Annotated in this window: 18 protein-coding genes; 7 read left to right on the top strand and 11 right to left on the bottom strand. The window is 67.2% G+C overall.

What is annotated here, in order from left to right; translation table 11 throughout:
• The first annotated feature begins 68 nt into the window (after positions 1–68).
• A complete protein-coding gene (locus QNM97_RS02090) occupies positions 69–2,171 on the top strand; it encodes an oxidoreductase (protein WP_208792599.1) in 2,103 nt (700 codons plus the stop codon).
• Positions 2,172–2,190: 19 nt separating this feature from the next.
• Positions 2,191–3,843 (top strand): amidohydrolase, encoded by a 1,653-nt coding sequence (locus QNM97_RS02085; RefSeq protein ID WP_283821388.1) that lies wholly within the window; start codon positions 2,191–2,193, stop codon positions 3,841–3,843.
• A gap of 109 nt (positions 3,844–3,952) precedes the next feature.
• On the opposite strand, the gene QNM97_RS02080 is transcribed toward QNM97_RS02085, so the two are convergent.
• Together QNM97_RS02080 and QNM97_RS02075 are read right to left on the bottom strand one after the other, a co-directional pair.
• A complete protein-coding gene (locus QNM97_RS02080) occupies positions 3,953–4,333 on the bottom strand; it encodes a cupin domain-containing protein (RefSeq protein WP_283821387.1) in 381 nt (126 codons plus the stop codon).
• A gap of 53 nt (positions 4,334–4,386) precedes the next feature.
• A complete protein-coding gene (locus tag QNM97_RS02075) occupies positions 4,387–5,889 on the bottom strand; it encodes an APC family permease (RefSeq protein WP_283821386.1) in 1,503 nt (500 codons plus the stop codon).
• A 125-nt stretch (positions 5,890–6,014) separates the two neighbouring features.
• On the opposite strand from QNM97_RS02075, the gene QNM97_RS02070 reads away from it, so the two are divergent.
• Positions 6,015–6,914 (top strand): LysR substrate-binding domain-containing protein, encoded by a 900-nt coding sequence (locus tag QNM97_RS02070; protein ID WP_079928701.1) that lies wholly within the window; start codon positions 6,015–6,017, stop codon positions 6,912–6,914.
• Here the strand turns inward: QNM97_RS02070 and QNM97_RS02065 are convergent.
• Complete coding sequence (locus QNM97_RS02065) at positions 6,911–8,461, bottom strand: GMC family oxidoreductase (protein WP_283821385.1); 1,551 nt, start codon at positions 8,459–8,461, stop codon at positions 6,911–6,913. The genes QNM97_RS02070 and QNM97_RS02065 overlap by 4 nt on opposite strands.
• Positions 8,461–9,879: a purine-cytosine permease family protein gene (locus tag QNM97_RS02060; RefSeq protein WP_283821384.1), complete on the bottom strand. Its 1,419-nt coding sequence runs from the start codon at positions 9,877–9,879 to the stop codon at positions 8,461–8,463. The genes QNM97_RS02065 and QNM97_RS02060 overlap by 1 nt, the downstream gene beginning before the upstream one ends.
• A gap of 212 nt (positions 9,880–10,091) precedes the next feature.
• Here QNM97_RS02060 and QNM97_RS02055 point away from each other — a divergent pair, with 212 nt between their 5' ends.
• Entirely contained in the window at positions 10,092–11,588 is a 1,497-nt protein-coding gene (locus QNM97_RS02055; protein WP_283821383.1) for an aldehyde dehydrogenase family protein, read from the top strand.
• Positions 11,589–11,617: 29 nt separating this feature from the next.
• On the opposite strand, the gene QNM97_RS02050 is transcribed toward QNM97_RS02055, so the two are convergent.
• A complete protein-coding gene (locus tag QNM97_RS02050; RefSeq protein WP_283821382.1) occupies positions 11,618–12,250 on the bottom strand; it encodes an isochorismatase family protein in 633 nt (210 codons plus the stop codon).
• Between the two features lie 133 nt (positions 12,251–12,383).
• On the opposite strand from QNM97_RS02050, the gene QNM97_RS02045 reads away from it, so the two are divergent.
• Positions 12,384–13,334 carry a GlxA family transcriptional regulator gene (locus QNM97_RS02045; protein ID WP_283821381.1) on the top strand — a complete coding sequence of 317 codons (951 nt, stop codon included), beginning with the start codon at positions 12,384–12,386 and terminating at the stop codon, positions 13,332–13,334.
• Between the two features lie 15 nt (positions 13,335–13,349).
• Here QNM97_RS02045 and QNM97_RS02040 read toward each other — a convergent pair whose 3' ends face one another.
• Complete coding sequence (locus tag QNM97_RS02040) at positions 13,350–15,071, bottom strand: AMP-binding protein (protein ID WP_283821380.1); 1,722 nt, start codon at positions 15,069–15,071, stop codon at positions 13,350–13,352.
• A 154-nt stretch (positions 15,072–15,225) separates the two neighbouring features.
• Here QNM97_RS02040 and QNM97_RS02035 point away from each other — a divergent pair, with 154 nt between their 5' ends.
• Positions 15,226–16,092, top strand: a complete 867-nt coding sequence (locus QNM97_RS02035) for an HTD2 family dehydratase (protein ID WP_283821379.1) — start codon at positions 15,226–15,228, stop codon at positions 16,090–16,092.
• Positions 16,089–16,925 carry an HpcH/HpaI aldolase/citrate lyase family protein gene (locus QNM97_RS02030; protein WP_283821378.1) on the top strand — a complete coding sequence of 279 codons (837 nt, stop codon included), beginning with the start codon at positions 16,089–16,091 and terminating at the stop codon, positions 16,923–16,925. The genes QNM97_RS02035 and QNM97_RS02030 overlap by 4 nt, the downstream gene beginning before the upstream one ends.
• Here QNM97_RS02030 and QNM97_RS02025 read toward each other — a convergent pair.
• From QNM97_RS02025 to QNM97_RS02005, 5 genes are read right to left on the bottom strand one after another with little or no spacing between them, the layout of a single operon-like run.
• Positions 16,909–18,075, bottom strand: a complete 1,167-nt coding sequence (locus QNM97_RS02025; RefSeq protein WP_283821377.1) for an acyl-CoA dehydrogenase family protein — start codon at positions 18,073–18,075, stop codon at positions 16,909–16,911. The genes QNM97_RS02030 and QNM97_RS02025 overlap by 17 nt on opposite strands.
• A gap of 11 nt (positions 18,076–18,086) precedes the next feature.
• The gene (locus QNM97_RS02020; RefSeq protein ID WP_283821376.1) at positions 18,087–19,850 is read right to left on the bottom strand and encodes an AMP-dependent synthetase/ligase; all 1,764 of its coding nucleotides are present in this window, start codon (positions 19,848–19,850) and stop codon (positions 18,087–18,089) included.
• A gap of 20 nt (positions 19,851–19,870) precedes the next feature.
• Positions 19,871–20,350: an SRPBCC family protein gene (locus QNM97_RS02015; RefSeq protein WP_283821375.1), complete on the bottom strand. Its 480-nt coding sequence runs from the start codon at positions 20,348–20,350 to the stop codon at positions 19,871–19,873.
• The gene (locus QNM97_RS02010) at positions 20,347–21,201 is read right to left on the bottom strand and encodes a short-chain dehydrogenase/reductase (protein ID WP_283821374.1); all 855 of its coding nucleotides are present in this window, start codon (positions 21,199–21,201) and stop codon (positions 20,347–20,349) included. The genes QNM97_RS02015 and QNM97_RS02010 overlap by 4 nt, the downstream gene beginning before the upstream one ends.
• Positions 21,198–22,733 carry a flavin-containing monooxygenase gene (locus QNM97_RS02005; RefSeq protein ID WP_283821373.1) on the bottom strand — a complete coding sequence of 512 codons (1,536 nt, stop codon included), beginning with the start codon at positions 22,731–22,733 and terminating at the stop codon, positions 21,198–21,200. Before QNM97_RS02005 ends, QNM97_RS02010 begins: the two co-directional genes overlap by 4 nt.
• Between the last annotated feature and the right edge of the window lie 6 nt (positions 22,734–22,739).

The following is a 22,739-nucleotide window of genomic DNA, read 5'->3' as shown; positions in this document are numbered from 1 at the left end:
TTCTTTGAGATTGAACCCAAAGAATGAGGTGCTCCCTCCCAGTCCAGCCCCCCCCCCGGAGTGTTCCCATGCGCGATCCCCGCTACGACGTCCTCTTCGAACCGGTCACCATCGGACCGGTCACCGCCCGCAACCGCTTCTTCCAGGTGCCGCACTGCAACGGCATGGGGTACCGCGATCCCTCCGGCGAGGCCGCGATGCGCCGCACCAAGGCCGAGGGAGGCTGGGCCGTGGTCTGCACCGAGCAGGTGGAGATACACCCCACCTCCGACATCGGCCCGTTCATCGAGCTACGCCTCTGGGACGACAAGGACATGCCGGCGATCGCCCGCATCGCCGAGCAGATCCACGAGGGTGGCGCACTCGCCGGCATCGAGCTGGCACACAACGGCCTCAACAGCCCCAATCTCATCAGCCGCGAAACCCCCTTGGCGCCACAACATCTGCCCGTCGTCTCATGGAACTTCGATCCGGTTCAGGCACGCGCGATGAGCAAGTCCGACATCGTCGACCTACGCAAGTGGCACGCCGACTCGGTGCACCGGTCACTGCGAGCGGGCTACGACATCGTCTACGTCTACGCCGGGCACGCCATCGGCGGCCTGCACCACTTCCTCTCGCCCCGCTACAACAACCGCACCGACGAGTACGGCGGGAGCCTGGAGAATCGGGTGCGGTTGATCCGCGAGATCCTCGAGGACACCCGGGAGATCGCCGACGGCAAAGCGGCTGTCGCCTGCCGCATCTCGGTGGATGAACTCCTCGGTGACGACGGCATCACCCGCGCGGAGATGGAGGACGTGTTCGGCCTCATCGGCGAGCACCCCGACCTCTGGGACCTGGTGCTCGGCAGCTGGGAGGACGATTCGGTGACCTCGCGGTTCGGCCCCGAGGCCGAACAGGAACCGTTCGTCACCGGACTCAAGCAGCTCACCACGAAACCCGTTGTCGGCGTGGGCCGCTTCACCTCCCCGGACACCATGGTCCGCCACGTCCGCAGCGGCATCCTCGATCTCATCGGCGCCGCCCGGCCCTCCATCGCGGATCCGTTCATGCCCAACAAGATCGAACGTGGAGATCTCGCGGACATCCGCGAATGCATCGGCTGCAACATCTGCGTGTCCGGCGACTTCACCATGTCGCCCATTCGCTGCACCCAGAACCCGACCATGGGTGAGGAGTTCCGTCGCGGCTGGCATCCCGAACGCATCGCGCCGGCCACCTCGACGTCGTCGGTGCTCGTGGTCGGAGCCGGGCCGGCGGGCTTGGAAGCCGCGCGCTCGCTGGGCAACCGCGGCTATCCGGTGACCCTCACCGAGGCGAGCCGCGTACTCGGCGGGCGCGTGGCCAAGGAGTCCACGCTCCCCGGCCTGTCCGCATGGATTCGGGTCGTCGACTACCGGCTGCAACAGCTCGATCGTCTCGACAACGTGGAGGTCTATCGCGAGTCACCGATGACCGAGCAGGACATCCTCGAGTACGGCTTCGACCACGTGGTGGTCGCCACCGGCTCGTCGTGGCGTCGTGATGGGGTGGGCCGCTGGCACACCCACCCCATCGAGATCGACCCCACCCCCGAAGTCCTCACCCCCGACGACATCATCGCCGGGCTTCGTCCCGCCGGAAAGCGCATCGTGCTCTTCGACGACGACCACTACTACCTCGGCGCCGTCATCGCGGAGTTGCTCGCCAAGGAGGGGTATGCGGTCACCCTGGTCACCCCCGCGCCGCAGGTGTCGCAATGGACGGTGAACACCATGGAGGCCCACCGCATCCGGGCTCGGATCATCGAGGCCGGCGTGGAGGTCCGCACCGACACCGCGCTCACCGCGATCGGTGCCGGCGGCGTCGGCACCGCCTGCCGATTCACCGGGCGCACCGGAGAACTCGACGCCGACGCCGTCGTCCTCGTCACCGCCCGACTCCCCCACGACGAGCTGTACACGGCCCTGCATGCACGCGCCGACGAGTGGTCTGCCGCAGGCGTGCGCTCGGTACGCGGCATCGGCGACGCGTGGGCACCCTCGACGATCGCCGCCGCGGTGTGGGCGGGCCATCGGTACGCCGAGGAACTCGACGTCGAGAAGTCCGATGACCCGGTGCCGTTCCGGCGCGAGGTCACCCAGTTGTCCATCGAACCGGTGTTCCGGACACCGGTGACGGCCTCGTGACCGGCCCGAAGGAGTAACCATGTACGCCTCTCATGTCTTCACCAATGCCGCACTCTGGCGGCCGGATGACGTGAGCGGTGCCGATACCCTCGCCGTGGCCGACGGAGTGATCATCTCCGTCGGCCGCGGCGTCGATCGGGCACTGCTCGGGCCTGCCACCGAAGTCCACGACCTCGGTGGCGCAAGCCTCCTGCCGGGCTTCATCGACGCCCACGTGCATCCGGTGGCCGGCGGGCTCGCCGCCCTCCGGTGCGACCTGTCCGAGCTGCCGCACACCCGACGCGGCTACCTCGACGCGATCGCCGCATATGCGCGTGCCCATCCGGACGAGCCGGTGATCAGTGGAAGCGGTTGGTACGGAGATGCTTTCGTCGGTGGTCTACCCACCTGCGGCGATCTCGACGAGGTCGTCGCCGACCGCCCGGTGGTGCTCTCGAGCCATGACGGTCACGGCGTGTGGGTCAACAGCGAGGCTCTCCGCAGGGTCGGCATCGACACATCGACACCCGACCCCAGCGGCGGCCGCATCGAGCGGGACGCGCACGGCACACCGACCGGAATCCTCTTCGAGCGCGCCGGCGATCCGGCGAATGCGTTGATCCCCGACTACGACGAGGCCTTCCTGCGGCGCGCACTGCTGATCGCACAGCAGCGCCTGCATGCGGCGGGTGTCACCGGCTGGCAAGATGCCGGCGTCGACATCCCGGCGTTCGGGCTGTCGGATACCCTCGCCACCTACCTCGCCGCCGATGCCGCGGGCGAGCTGACCGCCCGCGTCTGCGGCGCCCTGTGGTGGGCCGCCGACGAGGGCGTCGGGCAGCTCGACACCCTGCGGGAGCGTCGAGCACAGGGCCGGGGACACCGCTTTCACGTCGACACCGTGAAGGTGATGCAGGACGGCATCTGCGAGAACTGCACCGCCGCGATGTTGGCGCCGTACTCAGACCTGCCGGCCGGAGCATCTCCGACAGGACTGTCCTTCATCGATCCCGCCGAGCTCGCGCAGGTGTGTGCACTATTGGTGCGCAACGACTTTCACATCCACATGCACGCCGTCGGCGATCGGGCGGTCCGCGAATGCCTCGATGCGCTGGGCGCCGCGCGGTCGGCACGCCCCGGCTTCGATGCCCGGCATCAGATCGCTCACCTCGACGTGGTCGACCCGGCCGACATCCCGCGGTTCGCGCAACTCGGCGTCATCGCCAACATCCAGGCACTCTGGGCGCGACGCGATACCGAGATCGTCGAACGCAAGCTCCCGCTACTGGGACCCGATCGCGAACCCTTCCACTTCCCGTTCGGGTCGATCCGGGCCGAGGGCGGGGCGCTCGCAATGGGCAGCGACTGGCCGGTGACCGATCCTAATCCGTTGTGGGCCATCCACACCGCGGTGCACCGAACGGGGTCGATCGCCGATCCGCACGCCATCGGAGACGACGCCCGGACGGTACCGCTCGTCGCCGGGGAGGCCATCACCTTGCGCGCGGCCGTCGACGCCTACACGGTCGGCTCCGCCCGCGCCATGCACGCCGAGGATCGCGCGGGCTCGCTGACCGTCGGCAAGGACGCCGACCTCGTCGTGCTCGATGAAGACATCCGCACGGCCGTCGACATCGGGGCTCTGACCGCGACGATGACGATGGTGGGCGGCACCGTGGTGCACGCCATCTGAGTGCCGTCGTCGGCGAGAGACATCTTCCGACGAACACGAAACCCGGGGAGGAATGTTGCTCCCCGGGTTTCGGCAGTGGCCGGGCGCGGGCCGACGGCGTGACGCCGCGTCAGCCCAGATACAGCGCGAACTGCTTGAGCAGCGGCTGGGTCACGCGGTACTCGCCACGCCAGCCACGTCGCAGGGTGAACGCCTCGCCGGCGGAGATCGTATGCGCCACACCGTCGTCACCGGTGAGCGTGACCGATCCCTCGAGGACCCGCGCATACTCGTCACCCGGATAGGACTCGATGAACTCGGTGTATGGCTGTGCCGACCACGAGCCGACGACGAATTTCTCGTCCGCGCTGACGAGGTGGGCGGCCTCGCGCTCGGCGGGGTCGCCGGCGCGCAGGGTCTCCGGGGTGACGTAGGCGCTCGGCGTCATCGCGGTGCGGGCAGCGTCGTCGGTGGAGATGATCTGCGGGGTGGTCGATTGCAGGGTGCTCATGGGTACTCCTTCAGGGGTGATCGATCGGTGACAGGTGATCCGGCGAATGCCGGCTACGAGATCTGTGCGGCGACAGCCGGGGTGTCGGTACCGACCGGCGTCGAGGGGGTCACGCGTCCTCGGAGGTAGCCGGCGATCGCGATCAGGGCGAGCACTGCGAGCGTGCCCAGGGTGAACACCTCGAACCGCAGCCGACCCACTCCCCAGGTCTCGACGAAGTCGTAGTGCACACCCATGAGGTTCTCCAGGGTCCCGGGGAACACCGCCACCCAGACACCGAGCGCGGCCCAGAACGTGGTCAGGGCTACAGCCACCGTCAGGCCCGCGCGACCCCCGGGGATCGCATAGGGGCGCTTGATGTCGGCGTGGGTGAATCGCAGCCGCAGTGCTGCCGGGAACACGAACAGATAGGCGACCAGGGACGTCGAGATGGTGATGGTGAGGACGACGGTGAAGGTGGCGGCGCTGTCGCCGCGCGAGAAGAGGACGCCGACGATCATGAACAGCAGCGCGATGACGCCGGTGAAGACGTTGACACGCACCGGCGAATTGCGCTTCTCGTCGAAGCGCGCGAAGTACGGGAAGAAGCCTCCGTCGGAGGCCGCCACTGCCAGAGCGCGATTGGCCGCCACCGCCCACGTGGCGCCGGTGATGCCGAGTCCGATGATGAAGGCGACGACCGCGATCTTGACCAGGATCGACGCGGCCGGACCGTAGACACCGAAGACAGTGTCCACCGCGGCCATGAATCCGCCGATTCCGGTGATCGCCTCGGCCGGAAGGACCAGCAGCAGCGCCAGGACGGGCAGCGCATAGACCGCCAGTCCGACGAACCCGCCGAGCGCGATACCGCGCGGTACGTCGCGCTGCGGGTTGGCCATCTCGCCGCCCGCCTGACTCGGTACCTCGAACCCGACGAGCGAGAACAGCAGCAGCGGAACGAGTCCCAGGAATCCGGCCATCGTGGGCGACCAGCTGACCGCACCGATGCCGTGAAAACCGTGGTCGATGCCGTAGACGACGGTGGTGATCAGGAAGACCGCGGCGAGGCCGAGCTTGAGATAGGTGCCGATCCGGAAGATCACGCGTGCTCGTCGCATCGACAGGAGCGTCACCCCCACCGAGGCGCACACGAAAACGATCTTGAAGGCGAAGTCTCCGAGCGTTCCCGAACCCACCGGATGAATGAAGCCGCTCCACGCCTGGGTACTGATGAACGCAAGCGAGCCGCCGATCCACAGCGGATTGATCGACCAGTACATGACGGTGGCGATCGATCCGGGTAGGCGGCCGAAGGCGCGCTTGACCCATTCGTAGAGGCCGCCCTCGTCGGGGAAAGCGCTGCCCAACTCGGCCGTCACCAGCCCGTACGGGATCATCCAGAGCAGTGCCAGGACGAGCAACCAGGTGAACGTCTCGCCGCCGAACGACGAGATCTCACCGACCATGTCGAGGCTGATCAGCGCCGACAAGATCATGATCGGGACGTCGAGGCGCCGGAGCGACCGTTTCAGATGCAGATCCGGACCGTCCTGGCCTACTGGATGAGTTCCCATGAAACAACTCCTGATTGCGAGAAAAAGTATGACGTGCACTACAAGACTGAGTCTGGCGATCACATCTGTACAGTCGTTGTTTTCTTGGTTTAATATCGGTTCAGTCGAATCAACGGAGGCGGAACATGGCCGACTACACCCTGCGGCAACTCGAGTACTTCGTTGCGGTCGCCGAGGCCGGCAGTATCACCAAAGCCGCCGCCGCCGTCCATCTTTCACAGTCGGCGATGTCGACGGCCCTGACCGACCTCGAGGGTGCCCTCGGCGTGCAGCTGTTGGTGCGTCATCACGCGAAGGGCATCACCCTGACCCCGTCGGGTCGGGAGCTCCTCGTGGCGAGCAGGCAACTGCTGACCTCCGCGGCCGATCTGCGGTCCATCGCGCACGGACTGGGCGGCTCACTGACCGGATCGCTGTCGATCGGCTGCTTCGAGGTGATGGCGCCGTACCTGTTACCCGAATTGCTCAGCACCGCTGCGGAAAAGCTTCCGCGTCTACATCTGCAGACCACCGAGGTCGACCTCGCCGATCTCGCCGAGGGCGTCGCCGACGGCACCTTCGAACTCGGTATCGGATACGACCTCGTCGACGACGCCCGTCTCAAACGGTGGCCGCTGCGTACCGTACCGCCGTACGTGCTCGTGTCGGGGACCCACCGGTTGGCAAAGCGAAAGTCGTTGCGGCTGCGCGAACTCGCCGACGAGCCAATGGCCCTGCTCGATCTACCGCACAGTCGCGACTACTTCGGACGTGTCTTCGGCGACGCCGGGGTGGAGCCGGCGATCCGCTACCGCTCCACGACGGTCGAGACATGTCGGGCGCTCGTCGGACGGGGACTGGCCTACACAGTGCTCAACCTGCAGTCGGCGGTGCCGGTGGCACTCGACGGACACGAGGTCGCGGCGATCCCCATCGCCGACGACGCACCGGCACTCACGATGGTGCTGCTCAGCGCGGTCGCCGCCCGTCCCACGCGCCGCGCGGCCGTGGTGGCCGAACTCTGCCGGGATCTGTTCGGGAGTTAAGACGCGGACGCCCCGACCGGCGCAATGAGTTCGGCGGCAATGAGTTCGGCGGCACGTTCGGCGATGCTCATGATGGTGCCGACCGGATTGACCGAGGTCAGCGTCGGCAGCACCGACGCATCCACCACCCGCACACCGCTCACGCCACGCACCCTCAGATCGCTGTCGAGAACGGCGAGCGGGTCACCATCGCGACCCATGCGGCACGTGCCGGACACGTGATAGACCGTCTGGTGCGTCGCTCGCAGCGCGGCCGAGAGCTCCTCGTCGCCGACCACGTCCGGGCCCGGGAATACCTCTCGGACAATCCACTTCGCCATCGGCTCGGACTCGGCGATGCGACGGGCCGCACGAACACCGGCCAGCAGCACGGCCTCGTCCGCCCCGGACTGATCGGTGAAGTACCGGTAGTCGATGGCCGGCGGCGTCGCCGGATCGGCATCGGTGATCCACACCCGCCCGCGGCTGCGGGGCTTGGCCACATTGGGTGCGATCGAGACGATGTGCTCGGGCAGTTCCGCACCGGCGGCGACGGCATGATCGGCGACGGCCTCGACCGGAAAGTGCATCAGCACGTCCGGCCGTGCCGGGCTGTCGGCCGAGATCCGCAGCGCCGCACCGGCATCCCAGCCGGTCGCGCAGGTCGACGGCACGTCGCGATCGGTCTCCCAGACGATCAGCCCCTCGGCATGATCCATCAGGTTCTCGCCCACCCCGGGCAGGTCGAGCAACACCGGCACCCCGGCGGCGCCCACCACGTCCGCGGGCCCGATCCCCGATCGCTGCAGGATAGCCGGCGATCCGAGAGCACCGGCGCACACGATCACCTCCACTGCGGCGCGCACCTCGTACTCGGCCCCGTTCTCGTCGACGGCCACCACACCCACCGCGCGTGTCCCGTCGAACAGGATTCGAGAAACCGAACTATTCTGCAGCAGAGTCAGATTGGCGCGCGACCGGACGTCATGGAGATAGTGCACCGACGTCGATGACCGGAGATTGGTGTCCGGGGCGTAGCCGATCTCGAAGAAGCCGGCGCCCTCTCCCGTCGAGGCGAAGTCGTCGTCGCTGTTCCACGCCGTCCGCAAAGGCAGGCCGAGCGCCTCCCCGGCTGCGGCGACGACGTCGGCCACGTAGGGGTTGCGATCCTGCTCGGCGACCGGCGTGATGGGGGTGGCCAGTCGATCGAAGCATCGTCCGAGGGTGTGCACATCCCAGCCGACGACGCCGAGGTCGGCCCACTCCTCGAGGTCCGCGGCCAGCGGCCGCCAGGTGATCATCGTGTTGGCGGTCGAGCATCCACCGAGAATGTGCATGCGCGACTGGCGGATTCCCGAGTTCCCGCACTCCTGCGGGATGCTGCGGTAATCCTGGTCGTACTCGCTCTCGATCATCTCCGCCCACCGGCGGATCGATCGGGCACGAGGCTCGTGCTCGTCGTCGGGACCGGCCTCGAGCACCGTCACCGTGACGTCGGGGCGTTCGCTGAGCCGTGCGGCGACGATACAGCCTGCGGTGCCACCGCCAACCACCACGTAGTCGCTCATCACGCGACCGACCCCGACACCAGCGAGGCCGACGGCACAGGCATCTTCGCGCGCATCAGCACGTAGTAGAGGGGGCAGATCACCGCGAGCCCCACCAGCCACGAAATATCCACGCCGCCGAGCGATGTAGCAATAGGACCGACCCACAGGGTGGTCGAGAGGAAAGGGATCTGCAACGCGATGCCGAGGACGTAACAAGTGATGGCCGTCCAGTTGAAGCGACCATAGACTCCACCGTCCTTGGCGAACAGCGAGTCGATGTCGTAGTCACCGTGGCGCAACAGGTAATAGTCGACGAGGTTGACCGCGGTCCACGGGATCAGCACGCACAGCAGCAGGGAAAGGAAATTGGCGTAGTTGGCCAGGAAGTCGTCGGCGCTGAGAAGGGCAGGCGCCATGGCGATGGCGAACAGCACGACGGCGATCACCGCGCGGCTCGTGGCCTGCGGACGCCACCACGCAAAGATGTTCTGCCCGATGGTGATCGTCGACAATGCACCACAGTAGAGGTTCATCCCGTTGGTGACGCTGATGCCCACCGCGAAGATCACGAAGAGCCCGGTCGAGATGCCGTGGGTCAGCGTCGACAGGCCGTCGAGGGTGTCGGCGGCGGGCAGAGCTGCACCGACGACCACACCGAGGAGCATCGGCAGCACCGATCCGAGTACACAGCCGGAGTAGGTGGCCCAGAACGCGGTGGTCACCCCGGTGTCCTTGGGTAGATACCGCGTGTAGTCGGAAACGTAGGGCGCATAAGCGATCTGCCATAGTGCCGCGGCCGAGAAGGTGGCCATGAAACCGGCCCAGCCGAATCCGCCGCCATGCCACGTGCCGGTGGGCAGGCCCTGCACCCCGACCATCCACACGAACGCGATGATCAATGCCACACCCGCCACCACCGACAACACCGCGGCCATCGAGTGGATCAACCGGTAGCCGATGATGGTGACACCGACGCTGATCGCACCGATGATCACGATCGCCCAGTTGGTCGGCAGGCCGGTCACCGCCGCGAAGGCCTTGCCACCGAGGACCGCGTTGGAGGCGAAGAACCCCAGGTACATGAAGACGACGAGCACCACCACCAGAAGGCTTCCCAGCGAGCCGAACTGGGCGCGGGTCTGCAGCATCTGAGGCACGCCCATCTGCGGACCCTGCGCGGCGTGCAACGCCATCACGACACCGCCGACGACGTTGCCGGCGATCACCGCGAGCGCCCCGGCCCACAACGGCAGACCGAACACGGTGGTCGCGAGCGCGCCGGTGATGATCGTCAGGAGCATGATGTTGGAGCCAAACCACACGGTGAAGATGTCGCGGGCGCGACCGTGCCGTTCGTCATGCGGAATGTGATCGATGGTGCGGCGTTCGAGTGCCGGCGCGGCACCCGGGGCGCCGGATTCTGGTGTGCTCGTCATGGGTTGGTCGGCTCCTGGCTGGGATCGTGATCGCTGTTCGGCCAGTATTCGACACCGGCCATCCCAGAGAAAACAGAATCTTTCTGGCTTCTGTATCACCGGAGTCGATGCAATACCCACGCCGCAATCTTCGGCTGAACCGATGCAGATCATCCAATAATTCGGCTCAACTGGATCTATCGACCGGCGCGGACATCGGCCATCCTGGGTCCATGCCCGCACCCTCCGCACCCACCCCGATCGACTGGCACGCGCGAGCGGCCGGCCTGAAGCCGCCCACCGACGCACTCATCGACGGTCGCCCGGTACCCGCGATCTCAGGCTCCACCTTCGACGTCGTCAACCCGGCGACCGAAGAGGTGCTGGTGAGCGTGTCCGCGTGCGACGCGGCCGACGTCGACGCCGCGGTGGTGGCGGCTCGACGGGCCTTCGACGACGGCCGGTGGTCCCGCCTGTCGGCCGCCGAGCGTGGCGCGGTACTCAACCGCTTCGCCGATCTTCTGCTCGACCACAGCGACGAACTCGCGCTGCTCGTCACCCTGGAGATGGGGAAGGCCATCACCGATTCGCTCGACGTGGAGATACCCGGCGCGGCTGCGGTCTTTCGCTACTACGGCGAGGTCATCGACAAGATCCCCGGTGAGCTTCCGCCGACCGCCGACGGAAGCGTCGCCATGGTGCGGCGCGTCCCCCTGGGAGTGATCGGCGCGGTGGTGCCGTGGAACTTCCCGCTCGACATCGCCGCCTGGAAACTCGCTCCAGCCCTGGCCGCAGGCAACTCCGTGGTCCTCAAACCCGCCGAGGAGTCACCTCTGTCGGCACTGCGGATGGCCGAGATCGCCCTGGATGCAGGCATACCCGCCGGAGTGTTCAACGTGGTACCGGGCCTCGGGGCCACCGCCGGAGCAGCTCTGGGACGACACCCCGACGTCGACTGCCTCACCTTCACCGGGTCGACGGAGGTGGGCAAGAAGTTCCTGGCCTACAGCGCCGAGTCCAACATGAAACAGGTGTGGCTCGAATGCGGCGGCAAGAGCCCCAACATCGTCTTCGCCGATTGCGCAGATCTCGAGCAGGCCGCGGAGATGGCGTGTTTCGGGATCTTCGGCAACCAGGGCGAGGTGTGCTCGGCCAACAGTCGTCTACTGATCCAGCGTGACATCGTCGACGAGTTTGCCGCCGCACTGATCGACAAGGCGGCGGCCTACCTGCCGGGCGACCCTCTCGATCCGGCATCGAGCGCCGGTGCGATGGTCTCGCGCAAGCAACTCGACCTCGTCCTGCGCTACATCGACCGCGCCCACACCGACGGACGGATCATCCTCGGCGGCAACCGGATCGGCGATACCGGCTTCTTCCTGGAACCGACCGTCGTCACCGACCTGCCGGTCGACTCGCCGGTGGTGACCGACGAGATCTTCGGCCCGCTGCTCGCGATGATCCCCTTCGACACCGAGGAAGAAGCCGTCGCACTGGCCAACGACACCCCGTATGGGCTGGCCGCGTCGGTGTGGACGGCGAGCCTCGACCGAGCCCTGCGTGTGTCCGAGGCGCTGCATGCCGGCACCGTGTCGATCAACACCGTCGACGCGTTGTCGCCGGGCACACCGTTCGGCGGCTTCAAGGGATCAGGCTTCGGCGCGGACCTGTCAATCCACGCGATCGACAAATTCACCGGCCTCAAAACCACCTGGATCGCCCGGCGCTGAATGTTCGCGCGCCCAATGCTGTTGGCAGGTCAGGAGTTGGCCGCCGCACCCGCCACCGCGGACTCGACGAGATTGCCCTTGTCCAGTGCCGCACCGGCGTTCACCGCCGCAAGCCAGTTGTCCGTCGTGGCCACGGCCGCGAAGTTCGAGTGATAGAGCACCATCAGCGTGTTGTGCAACTGCTCCGCCGACACCTTGCCGGCGTCGTTGGCGAGGTGGATGGCACCGGTCGCGTCGGAGAGGATTTCCGCGGTCAGGCCGCGCGTCTCGGATTCGGCGGCGGTCGCGAGATCGCAGTTGTTGGTCATGTAGCCGACGATCGTGATGGTGTCGACGCCCCGCTCGGCGAGCCACTCGCCGACCCCTGTGCCGGCGAAGACGGTACCGAACTGCTTGTCGGCCACCTTCCAGTCCGCCCCGACCCGCCGCTCGATGTCCGGATGCAATTGCCAGCCGTGCGAGCCCTCCGCGTACACCGGGAAGTCGGCCGGAAGGGTGTGCCGCAGTGCCACTATGGGTAATCCGGCCTCGGTCGCGGCGTCGATGGCACGGGTGATGTTGGCCAGCGACCCCTCTCGCGGCGGGTACTGGATCTGCATCGGACCATCGAAGTAGTCGTTCTGGACGTCGACGACGACGAGTGCGCGGGTGGGTGCGGTCATGTCGGGCCTTCCTTCTGGCTCGGCGGACGGTCATCCTCGCCGTCCCCGACTCACTCTGCTGCGTTACGCTCACCCACGACAGTGGCGCGAATGCCGTTTTCCGATGAGATCGTGCCACGGAGTAGGTGCATCGATGCGAGTCGCGATTCATGTGTTCGACGGCGTCAGTCTCTTTCATGTCGCTGCACCGCAAATGGTCTTCCGGGAGGCCGCGGTGGTGGCGCCCGACCCGGCGCTGTGGTCGATCTCCTTGTGGGCCGCCCGTTCCGGAGATGTCGAGCTCGACATGGGGCAACGCCTCAGCGGGATCAGTGGTCCCGAGGCGACCACCGCGGCGGACATCGTCATCGTGCCGTCGTGGCCCGAGTCGGCACCGGAGATCGACGACGTGGTGCGTTCGGCTCTGCTCGATGCCCACGAGCGGGGCGCGATCATCGCCGGGCTGTGTCTCGGGGCCATCCCCGTCGCCGACACCGGTCTCCTCGACGGCCGCGGCGCGGTGACGCATTGGCTGGGCACCTGCGAGCTGGAGCGTCGGGGGCGGTGCGGCTGGGTCGACGATTCGGTTCTCTACATCGACCACGGCGACGTGATCACCTCGGCCGCCACGGTGTCGTCGGTCGATGCCTGCCTGCACCTGCTGCGCCGATTGCGCGGCGCCGACCTGGCCAATCGCGTCGCCCGACGCATGGTGGTCGCCCCGCACCGCGACGGTGGCCAAGCGCAATACATCGAACATCCGCTCGCCACAAGCGAATCCGACACCTCGGTCAGTGCGGTGCTGGAATGGGTGATCGGCCATCTGGACTCCGACCTGTCGGTGTCGGCGCTGGCGGACCGAGCCCGGATGAGCCGACGCAGCTTTCTACGCCACTTCCGCGACGCCACCGGCACCACCCCCGCACGATGGGTGACCACGCAACGGGTCGCCCATGCCCGCACCCTGCTCGAGACCACCGACCTCGACATCGGGCTCATCGCACACCGGTGCGGATTCGGCAGCGAGGTCACCCTCCGCCAGAACTTCGTCGCCCGGTTCGGCGTGTCACCATCGATGCACCGCAACCAGTTCCGGCCCGGCTGACCTGACCGCCGACGCTCAGTCCACCAGATCCTCATACCGGTATTCGGTGGTGATCGTCTCGTTGTCCCGATGCGCCACGGCCTCCCGCTGCTGCAGTTCGACGCGACGGATCTTGCCGGAGATGGTCTTGGGCAGTTCGAAGAACTCGACGCGGCGCACCTTGAGATAGGGCGCGAGGTGATCTCGGGAGTACTCCAGGATCGAGCGCGCGGTCTTTTCGTCGGGTTCCCACCCGGAGGCCAGTGCCACATACGCTTTCGGGACGGCCAGACGGGTGTCGTCGGGCTGCGGGACGACTGCCGCCTCCACGACGGCGGGATGCTCGATGAGCACGCTCTCCAGCTCGAAGGGCGAGACCTTGTAGTCCGAGGACTTGAAGACGTCGTCGGTGCGCCCGATGTAGGTGATGTAGCCGTCGGAATCACGTTGCGCCACATCGCCGGTGTGGTAGTAGCCACCGGCCGTCACGAGTGCGTTGCGCTCCGGATCGCCGAGGTATCCGGTCATGAGATTGACCGGATGCTGCGCGAGGTCCAGACAGATCTCGCCCTCGTCGGCGAGTTCGCCGCTGATCGGATCGATCAGCACCACCGGGACACCGGGCATCGGCCGGCCCATCGACCCCGCCTTGACCGGGGCGCCCGGCGTGTTGCCGACCTGCAGGGTGGTCTCGGTCTGCCCGAAGCCGTCGCGGATGGTCAGACCCCACGCATTTTCCACCTGCCGGATGACATCGGGATTGAGGGGCTCTCCGGCGCCGAGCAACTCCCGCATACCCTCGGGTCGCTCGCCGAGGTCGGCCTGGATGAGCATGCGCCACACCGTCGGTGGCGCGCAGAAGGTGGTGACACGCGCCCGCCGCAGCTGTGCCATGAGGGCCTGCGCGTCGAAGCGCGCGTAGTTGTAGACGAAGATCGTCGCCTCGGCGATCCACGGTGCGAAGAAACAACTCCAGGCATGTTTGGCCCAACCCGGTGAGCTGATCGCGAGGTGAACGTCGCCGGGGCGCACCCCGATCCACGCCATGGTGGTGAAATGTCCCACGGCATAACTGGTCTGGGAATGCTCGACGAGCTTGGGACGACTGGTGGTGCCGGAGGTGAAGTAGATGAGCATCGGATCGCCGACCTCGGTGACGACGTCGAACGGCCCGGCGGAGGTGACCGATGCCGAGTCGGCGTAAGCGTGCCAGCCCGGTACCGCGTCGCCGACCGCGATGCGCAGATAGTCGCCGTCGATCTCGCCGAATTTGGCGGTGTCGGCGGCGTTGACGATGACGCATCGCGCCGCACCACGGTCGATCCGGTCGCGCAGGTCAGCCGGCCCCAGCGCGGCGGTCGTGGGCATGACGATCGCCCCGAGCTTGCACACCGCGAGCATCGCCTCCCACAGCTCGACCTGATTGCCGAGCATCAGGATCACGCGATCACCCTTGCCGATGCCCAACTCGGCCAGCCAGGTCGCCACCCGGTCCGAGCGCGTGGCCATCTCGTCGAACGACACCTTGGTCTCGGTGCCGTCCTGCTCGCACAACCAGAGCGCGGTGCGGTCGTTGCCGCGCGCGATGACGTCGAACCAGTCGATCGCCCAGTTGAACCGGCCGGTGATGGCCGGCCACCGGAACTCTCGGACCGCCGTCTCGTAGTCGCCGATGAGGCGGACCATCTGGTCTCGCGCGACGCGATATCGCTCGGTGTTGGTCGTCGCGGGGCTGTCGGTGGCGGTGGTGCTGGTCATGAGTGCATGATCCACGTCACACCAGCGCGGTCAACACCCCCCGAAGTGGGGGCACGCGCCCACGCTTCATCGACAAACTCTATAGACTATGTTTAATAGTGCCGCGCCGGGACGGGCAGACACTCGGTACGGACAGACAAGCGGAGGAGCACATATGGCCGGGACCACCGGATCGAGTCTGAGCGATCACGTCGCCGGATGGCGTCCCGACCCGATCACCGAGGTCGACACCCTCGACCCGGCGCAGGCGACGCGCCTGGCCGCCACGCTCGGCCTGACCGAGACCTTCGCCGACGGCGATCCCCTGCCGCTGCCCTGGCACTGGATCTTCTTTTCCGAGTGGCCGCCGACCGCCGAACTGGGCGCCGACGGCCATCCCGCGCACGGGCACTTCCTGCCACCGATCCCGGACCGCCGTCGGATGTTCGCCGGTGCGCGGATCACCTCCACGGCCGCACTGATCCTCGGCGAGCGCACCGAGAAGGTGTCGTCGGTGGCATCGATGACCGAAAAGCACGGGCGCACCGGCGACATGCTCTTCGTCACGATCCGCAGCGAGTACCGTCAGGGCGGAACCGTTGTGCTCACCGAGGAGCAGGATCTGGTGTATCGCAGCGATTCCGGCAACGCGCGGCCTTTCGATCGGCCGAGTCCCAACCTCGTCGACCCGACCGCACCATGGACCGCGGAGCCGACACCCGACACGCCGCTGCTCTTCCGGTACTCGGCACTGACCTCCAACGCGCATCGCATCCACTACGACCGCCCGTATGCGACCGGCGTCGAAGGCTACCCCGATCTCGTCGTCCACGGACCGTTGCTGGCCACCTACATGGCCGAGCTCGCCCGCGCACACGGTAAGTCGCTGCGCACCTTCAGCTTCCGGCTTCGCAGTCCGCTGTTCCTCGGTGATCGCTTCCGCGTCGAGGCGACCCCGGACGACGACGGTGGCGCGGTAGAGCTCGCCGTCGTCACCGGACAGGGCACCGTTCACGTCTCGGGCAAGGGAGAATTCGCATGACCGGCATCACCGATCCCATCGCATCGCTGCGCACCGCGCGCAGCTTTCTGTTCGTCCCGGGAAATCGGCCCGAGCGTTTCGACAAGGCCGCCGCGGCGGGTGCCGATGTGGTGATCATCGACCTCGAGGACGCGGTCGACCCAGAGGACAAGGATGCGGCCCGCGAGCACATCGCCGGCTGGCTCGCGGCAGGCAAGCACGCCGTCCTGCGCATCAATGCCTCCGAAACTCATTGGCACGCAGACGATGTGGAACTCGCGGCCCGGCACGGCGCACCGGTGATGCTCGCCAAGGCGAGCAGCGCCGACGAGGTGGCACGCGTGGTTCAGGCGACCGCGGCGCCGGTCCTGCCGCTCATCGAGACCGCGCAGGGCATTCTTGCGGCGCCGGCCATCGCGCAGGTACCCGGTGTCGCCCGAGTGGGCTTCGGTGCCATCGACTTCGCCGTCGAGATCGGTGCCGACCCCGATGACCACGAGGCACTGCTGTGTGCGCGTTCGATGCTCGTCACGGCATCGGCCGCCGCGGGTGTCGCCGCCCCCATCGACGGGGTGACCACGGCGCTGCGCGACGTCGAGAAGCTCGTCGCCGACGTCGGTTACGCCGCGCGGATCGGTCTGACCGGCAAGCTCTGCATCCATCCCGCCCAGGTGGCAACGGTCCACGAGTGCCTGGCGCCGTCGGACACCGAGATCACCTGGGCGCGTTCGATCGTGGCGGCGGCCGGTACCGACTCCTCGGCGGTCGCGGTCGACGGACACATGGTGGACCCGCCGGTCGTCGCCCGCGCACAACGGATTCTGGCGTCGGTTCCGCTCACACCGCCGCAGTGAGACTGCGCGCGATGAGGTCCTTCATCACCTCGTTGGCGCCTGCATAGATCCTGGCGATCCGGCCGTCGACGAAGAGTTGCGCGATCGGATACTCCTCCATGTAACCGTATCCGCCGTGCAACTGCAGGCAGCGGTCGACGACCTGGTTCTGTTGCTCGGAGCACCAGAGTTTGATCATCGCAGCACCTTTGACGTCGAGTTCACCGCGGACGTGGCGATCGATCGCCCGCTCGACGAAGGCTCGCATGACCTCGACGGTGGTCGCGACGTCGGCCATCTCGAACCGTGTGTTCTGCAGGGCGAACAGCGGTTTGCCGAACGCGTGGCGTTCGCGCACGTAGGCCAGGGTGTGCTCGTAGGCCGCCTCGACGACGCCGAGCGCGGCGACGCCGACGATCAACCGCTCCTGTGGGAGTTGCTGCATCAGTTGGATGAAGCCCTGGCCCTCGACGCCACCGAGTAGGTTCTCCGCAGGCACCCGCAACCCGTCGAAGAACAGTTCGGTGGTGTCCTGGCCCTTCTGACCGATCTTCTTGAGCTTGCGACCGCGTTGGAAACCCGGCGGGTTCTCGCCGACCTCCGCCACGAGAAGCGACACCCCCGATGCGCCCTGTGTCGGATCGGTTTTGACGGCAATGATCAGCAGATCACAGGTGGCGCCATTGGAGATGAAGGTCTTCGCCCCGGTCACGAGGTACTCGTCGCCGGAGCGGATCGCCCGCGTCGAGATCGACTGCAGATCCGATCCCGTCCCCGGCTCGGTCATCGCGATGGCGCCGATCCATTCGCCGGAGACCAATTTCGGAATCCACCGCTTCTTCTGCGCCTCGGTGGCATGCGCGAGCAGATAGTGCGGGACGATCCCGGAGTGCACCCCGAGTTGCATCGACAGCTCACCGCTGCGGGCCTGCTCCCGGAAGAGCACCGCCTCGTGGGCGAAAGTGCCTCCACCGCCGCCGAACTCCTCGGGCACCGACATACCGAGGAGACCGAGCTCGCCGGCCCGCCGGTACAGGGCACGGTCCGGCTCGCCGGCGGCAGCGAATTCCTCGTGCCGGGGCACGACCTCCTTGGTGAAGAACTCGCGGGCCAGTGCCGTCAGGTCGGCGAGTTCGGTGGCAAGATCGGCGGGCGCGTGGTGCTGGCTCATGGGTGTCGGACTCACATCTGGTAGAGGGCGTCGATCTCGGTGGCGTACTTCTTGGCGATCGGTGACCGCTTCAGCTTCATCGTCGGGGTCAGTTCGTCGCCACCGGGAATCCAGTAGGTGGGCAGCACTTTCCAGCTCCGGATGTGTTCGACGCGGGACAGTCTGGTGTTGGCTGCCTCGACGGCGTTGCCGATCGCCTCGAGGATCTCCGGGTGAACCGCGAGCGCCGCCGGATCGGACTCCGGGATCCCTTTGCGGGCACCGAATGCGGTCGCGGCGTCGGGGTCGAGGGTGATCAACGCCGACACGAACGGACGGTTGTCGCCGATCGCGGCGGCCGAGCCGATCAGCGGACTCGCCGCCTTCAGCGCACCCTCGATGTTGCTGGGCGACATGTTCTTTCCGCCCGAGTTGATGATCAGCTCCTTCTTGCGATCGACGATCCGCAGGTAGCCACGCCGATCGAGGGTGCCGATGTCGCCGGTGTGAATCCACCCGTGCTCGTCGAGCGCATCGGCGGTGCGCACCGGATCGTTGTGGTAGCCGCGCATCACGCCGAGCCCTCGCACCAGCACCTCACCGTCGTCGGCGAGGGCGACCTCCGTGCCCGGGATGGCTCGACCGACCGATCCGTATACCGGCGCATCGATCGGGTTGACGGTGGTGACCGCCGACGTCTCCGACATCCCCCAGGCCTCCATTACCGGAATACCGAGTGCCAGCATGAATTCCAGCGCCGACACATCCACCGGCGCGGCGCCGGACACGGCGGCGGTCAACGCGTCCATGCCGAGCGTGGCGCGCAACCGGGACAACACGAGCGCATCGGCCACCCGCGCCTGCAGGCCGTCGATCGGCCCGAACGATGTGCCCGCCACGATCGCGGCCGCCTTCTTCTTGCCGACCGCCACCGCCCAGCGGGCCAGCCGTCCCCGGACACCCGCCTGCGCGGCGACGGTCATCTCGACGGAGCCCTTGATCTTGTACCAGAGCATCGGGACCGCGACGAAGAACGTGGGGCGAACCGCCGCCAACGTCTCGAGCAGGGCTTTCGGGTTGTCGAGATCGGTCACCGTGATACCGAAGTACATCGGGGCGTATTGACAGATCCAGCGATTGATGAGGTGCGCGTCGGGCAGATAGGAGATAGCGCGCCCGGCGGTGAGGTCACCGATCACCTCGGTGATCACCTCGAGCTGATAGAGCAGGTTCGCGTGGGTCAGCTCCACGCCCTTGGGGTTTCCGGTGGTTCCGCTGGTGTAGATGAGCGTCAACACGTCCTGGGCGTCCACGGCCTGCCACGCTGCGTCGAAGTCGAAGTCGGCGCCACCCCGTGCGAGGAGATCGTCGAGCCCGAGTGTCGCACAGCCCGAGGGTTCGTCGACGACGATCAGGGTCGACACGCCGGTCCCCGAGGCGGCCTCGCGGACCCGGTCGAGGAATGCGGACTCGGTGATCACCGCCACCGGTTCCGCGTTGTGGAGCAGATAGGCGATCTGGGGTGCGGCGTTGGTGTTGTAGACCGAGAACGTGATCGCGCCGAGGTGCATGGCGGCGGCGTCGACGATATGGAACTCGGGTCGGTTGGTGAGCATGATCCCCACCACGTCGCCGCGGCCCACGCCGATAGCGGCCAACCCGGCCGCGACCTCACGCACTTTGCGGCCGTAGTCCTTCCAGGACAACGCCTCCGAGCCGTCGGCGCGGACGATGGCGATCTCGTCGCCGAGTTCACGCACGCGTCGTTGGAAATGTGTGCACAGGGTCGTGGTCATCGGTACTCCCAGGTATCGGTTCATCGGGTCAATTGGGCACGCAGGCCGCGTGCCAGGGACGAGATCGCCGGTCGCAGTGCAAGGCTCGCCGGCGTACCGAGCAGCCGTGCACCCGCCGGCAGATCGAGGGCGACCGTCCACGACAGCGCCGCGCCGTCGGGCCGGGCGGTGATCACATAGTCCTCGGCGAATACACGGATCCCCGGACCGGTGGTCGCCTCGGCGGCAAAGGTCATGCGGCTGTTCTCATCCCAGCGATAGAACACCTCGCGGACCGACAGTGCCCGCGCGATGGTGACGGTGCGGACGGCGCCGACTCCGCGGTCGCCGCGCCACGTCGTCCCGGTGACCAGCGGGCTCCAGGACAGGACGGCGTCGTCGGCGGCCAGCGCCTGCCACAGGCGGTCGGGCGTGACGGGTACCTTGATGTCGACGGTCGTCCGGACCGGGGCGTGGGCGAAGAACTCGTCGCCCACCGATCGGAGCTCGTTCCACCTCATCGGCGTGCCTGCGCTTCGAGTTGGTCGATGATGGCGTGAATCGACTTGTCGCGCACCAACTGTGCGTCGAGGACCGGGTTGATCAGCCCGCGCAGCAGCGAGTAGGGAACCCAGGATCGGGGTGCGATCGCCCGTGCACGCCGGTCGGCGACGGCGTCCACGATGACCTCGGCGGCACGGTCACCGGTGATCCGCGTGCTCAGCGGCCAGGGTAGTTGTGCGCCGATCTCCCGGCCGAGCGGATCGTCGTCCAGCGTCTCCCGGGTCATCTTCGTGTCGACGATGCCGAAGTACGCCAGCCCGGCGCTCGCACCGTGGGGCGCGACCTCGATACGCAGTGCCCGGCCCAACTGCTCGACGGCGGACTTGCTGATCATGTAGGCCGAGCCACCCATGCCCGGCGCGAAGGCCGCGCACGAGGCGACGAGCTCGATATGCCCGCGACCGGCGATGATCGGTTCGACGGTGGCCTTGATGGTGTTGAACGCCCCGATGAGATTGATGTCGAGCACCCGCCGGAATGCCTCGGGGTCGATGTCACGCAGGGTTGCCGGTGGCGGGGTCACCCCGGCATTGGCGATCGCGACATCGAGGTGACCGAATCGATCGATCCCGTGTCGCACCGCCGCCCGCAGAGCATCGAGGTCGCGTACATCGGCGTCGACGGTCACGACGTTGTCGGAGCCGAGTTCGGCATCGGCTGCGGCGAGCGCGCCGGTGTCGATGTCGGTGACGACGACGCGGGCTCCCCGGCCGACGAGCCGGCGGGTGGTGGCCAGCCCGATGCCCTGTGCACCACCGGTCACCAGGGCCACCGCCCCCGGTAGGTGTATCCCGGACCGCCGGCTCATCCGACCATCTCCGCGTGCTCGCCCGCGACCACCCCATGGGGCCCTGGCATCCGGATGTCGAAGTCCCGCAACTCGATCGAGGCCATCGTGCGGCGGAAGCCGAACACGAAGCCCGGCCAGAACGTGCAATTGCGTCCCGAGGGACTCAGGTAGTAGCTCGAGCAGCCACCGGTGTTCCACACCGACCTCGCCAGTCCTGCGTCGACGTGATCGACGAATGTCTGCTGCGCGCGTTCGGTGACGTCGATGCTGCGGATCGACCGGGTGCGCATCTGTCTGAGCGCATCGACGAGGTACCCGATCTGCGCCTCGATGGTGACCACCTGGGAGGTGTAGACCACCGAGTTGGGCCCGAGGATCTGGAACATGTTGGGGAATCCGGCGACGCTGGTGCCCATGTACGCGGCCATCTCACCGCCGGCCCACACCTCGGCGAGGCTGCGGCCGTCGCGACCGCGAATCCGCGTGAAACCCTCGTTACCCGACAGCTTGAAGCCGGTACCGAGGATGATCGTGTCGACCTCGTGGAGCCGCCCGTCGGCGGTCTGCACACCCGTCGGGGTGACCCGGGTGATCCCGGCGGTGATCACCGAGGCGTTCGGTGCGGCCAGGGCCGGATAGAAGGTGTTGGAGAAGGTCGGTCGTTTGCACCCGAAGGCGTAGCGCGGCAACAACTTCTCCCGCAGAGCGGGATCTTTGACCTGCCGTCGCAGATTCCATTTGCCGGCTGCGGCGAACGGCGCGAGCATCCACGGGTGTCGGACCAGTCCCGGAACCATCACCTCCTGCACCAGACCACACGCCTCGCGCAGTGCGCGCAGCGTCACGGGGAAGCGGCGGAACACTTTTCGGACGGCGGGGGCGACCGGACGATCGGGATGCGGGAGAATCCAGGTCGGGGTGCGCTGGAAGAGCAGGAGTCGGTCGACCCGCGGCTGGATCTGCGGGACGAACTGCACCGCCGAGGCACCGGTACCGATGACGGCGACCCGCTTGCCCTCGGGCTGCCACCGGTGATCCCAGTCCGCGGAATGGAACACCTCACCGGCGAAGTCCGCGAGGCCCTCGATGTCGGGGACCGACGGTTCACTGAACGGGCCGGTCGCGGCGACGAGAACATCAGCGGTGAACCGCACGTCGCGCTCGGCGTGTGCGGTGATCCGCCACACCTGTGCCAACTCGTCCCACTCGGCACTCGTGACGTCGTGGCCGAACCGGATGTGCTCGGTCACGCCGGCGTCGTCGGCACACCGGGTGATGTAGTCCTTGATCTCGGGTTGGCGCGGATAGAGGCGCGACCAGTCCGGGTTCGGCGCGAAGGAGAACGAGTACAGCGCCGAAGGGATGTCGCACTGGGCGCCCGGATAGGTGTTGGCCTGCCAGGTGCCGCCGATGGAGTCGGCGCGTTCGAAGATCAGATAGTCGTCGAATCCGGCTCTGCCGAGCTGTATTCCGGCTCCGATACCGCCGAATCCGGTACCGATGATCGCCACATGGGTGTGGCGCGACGCGCCACGGGCTGTGCTTGCCACTGGTGT

Origin of the sequence: Gordonia sp. L191, from assembly GCF_030077625.1 — a bacterium.
In the GTDB taxonomy this organism is placed as follows: domain Bacteria; phylum Actinomycetota; class Actinomycetes; order Mycobacteriales; family Mycobacteriaceae; genus Gordonia; species Gordonia polyisoprenivorans_A.
The sequence above is the reverse complement of the archived record's forward strand: the minus strand, read 5'-3'. Positions and strand labels throughout refer to the sequence as shown.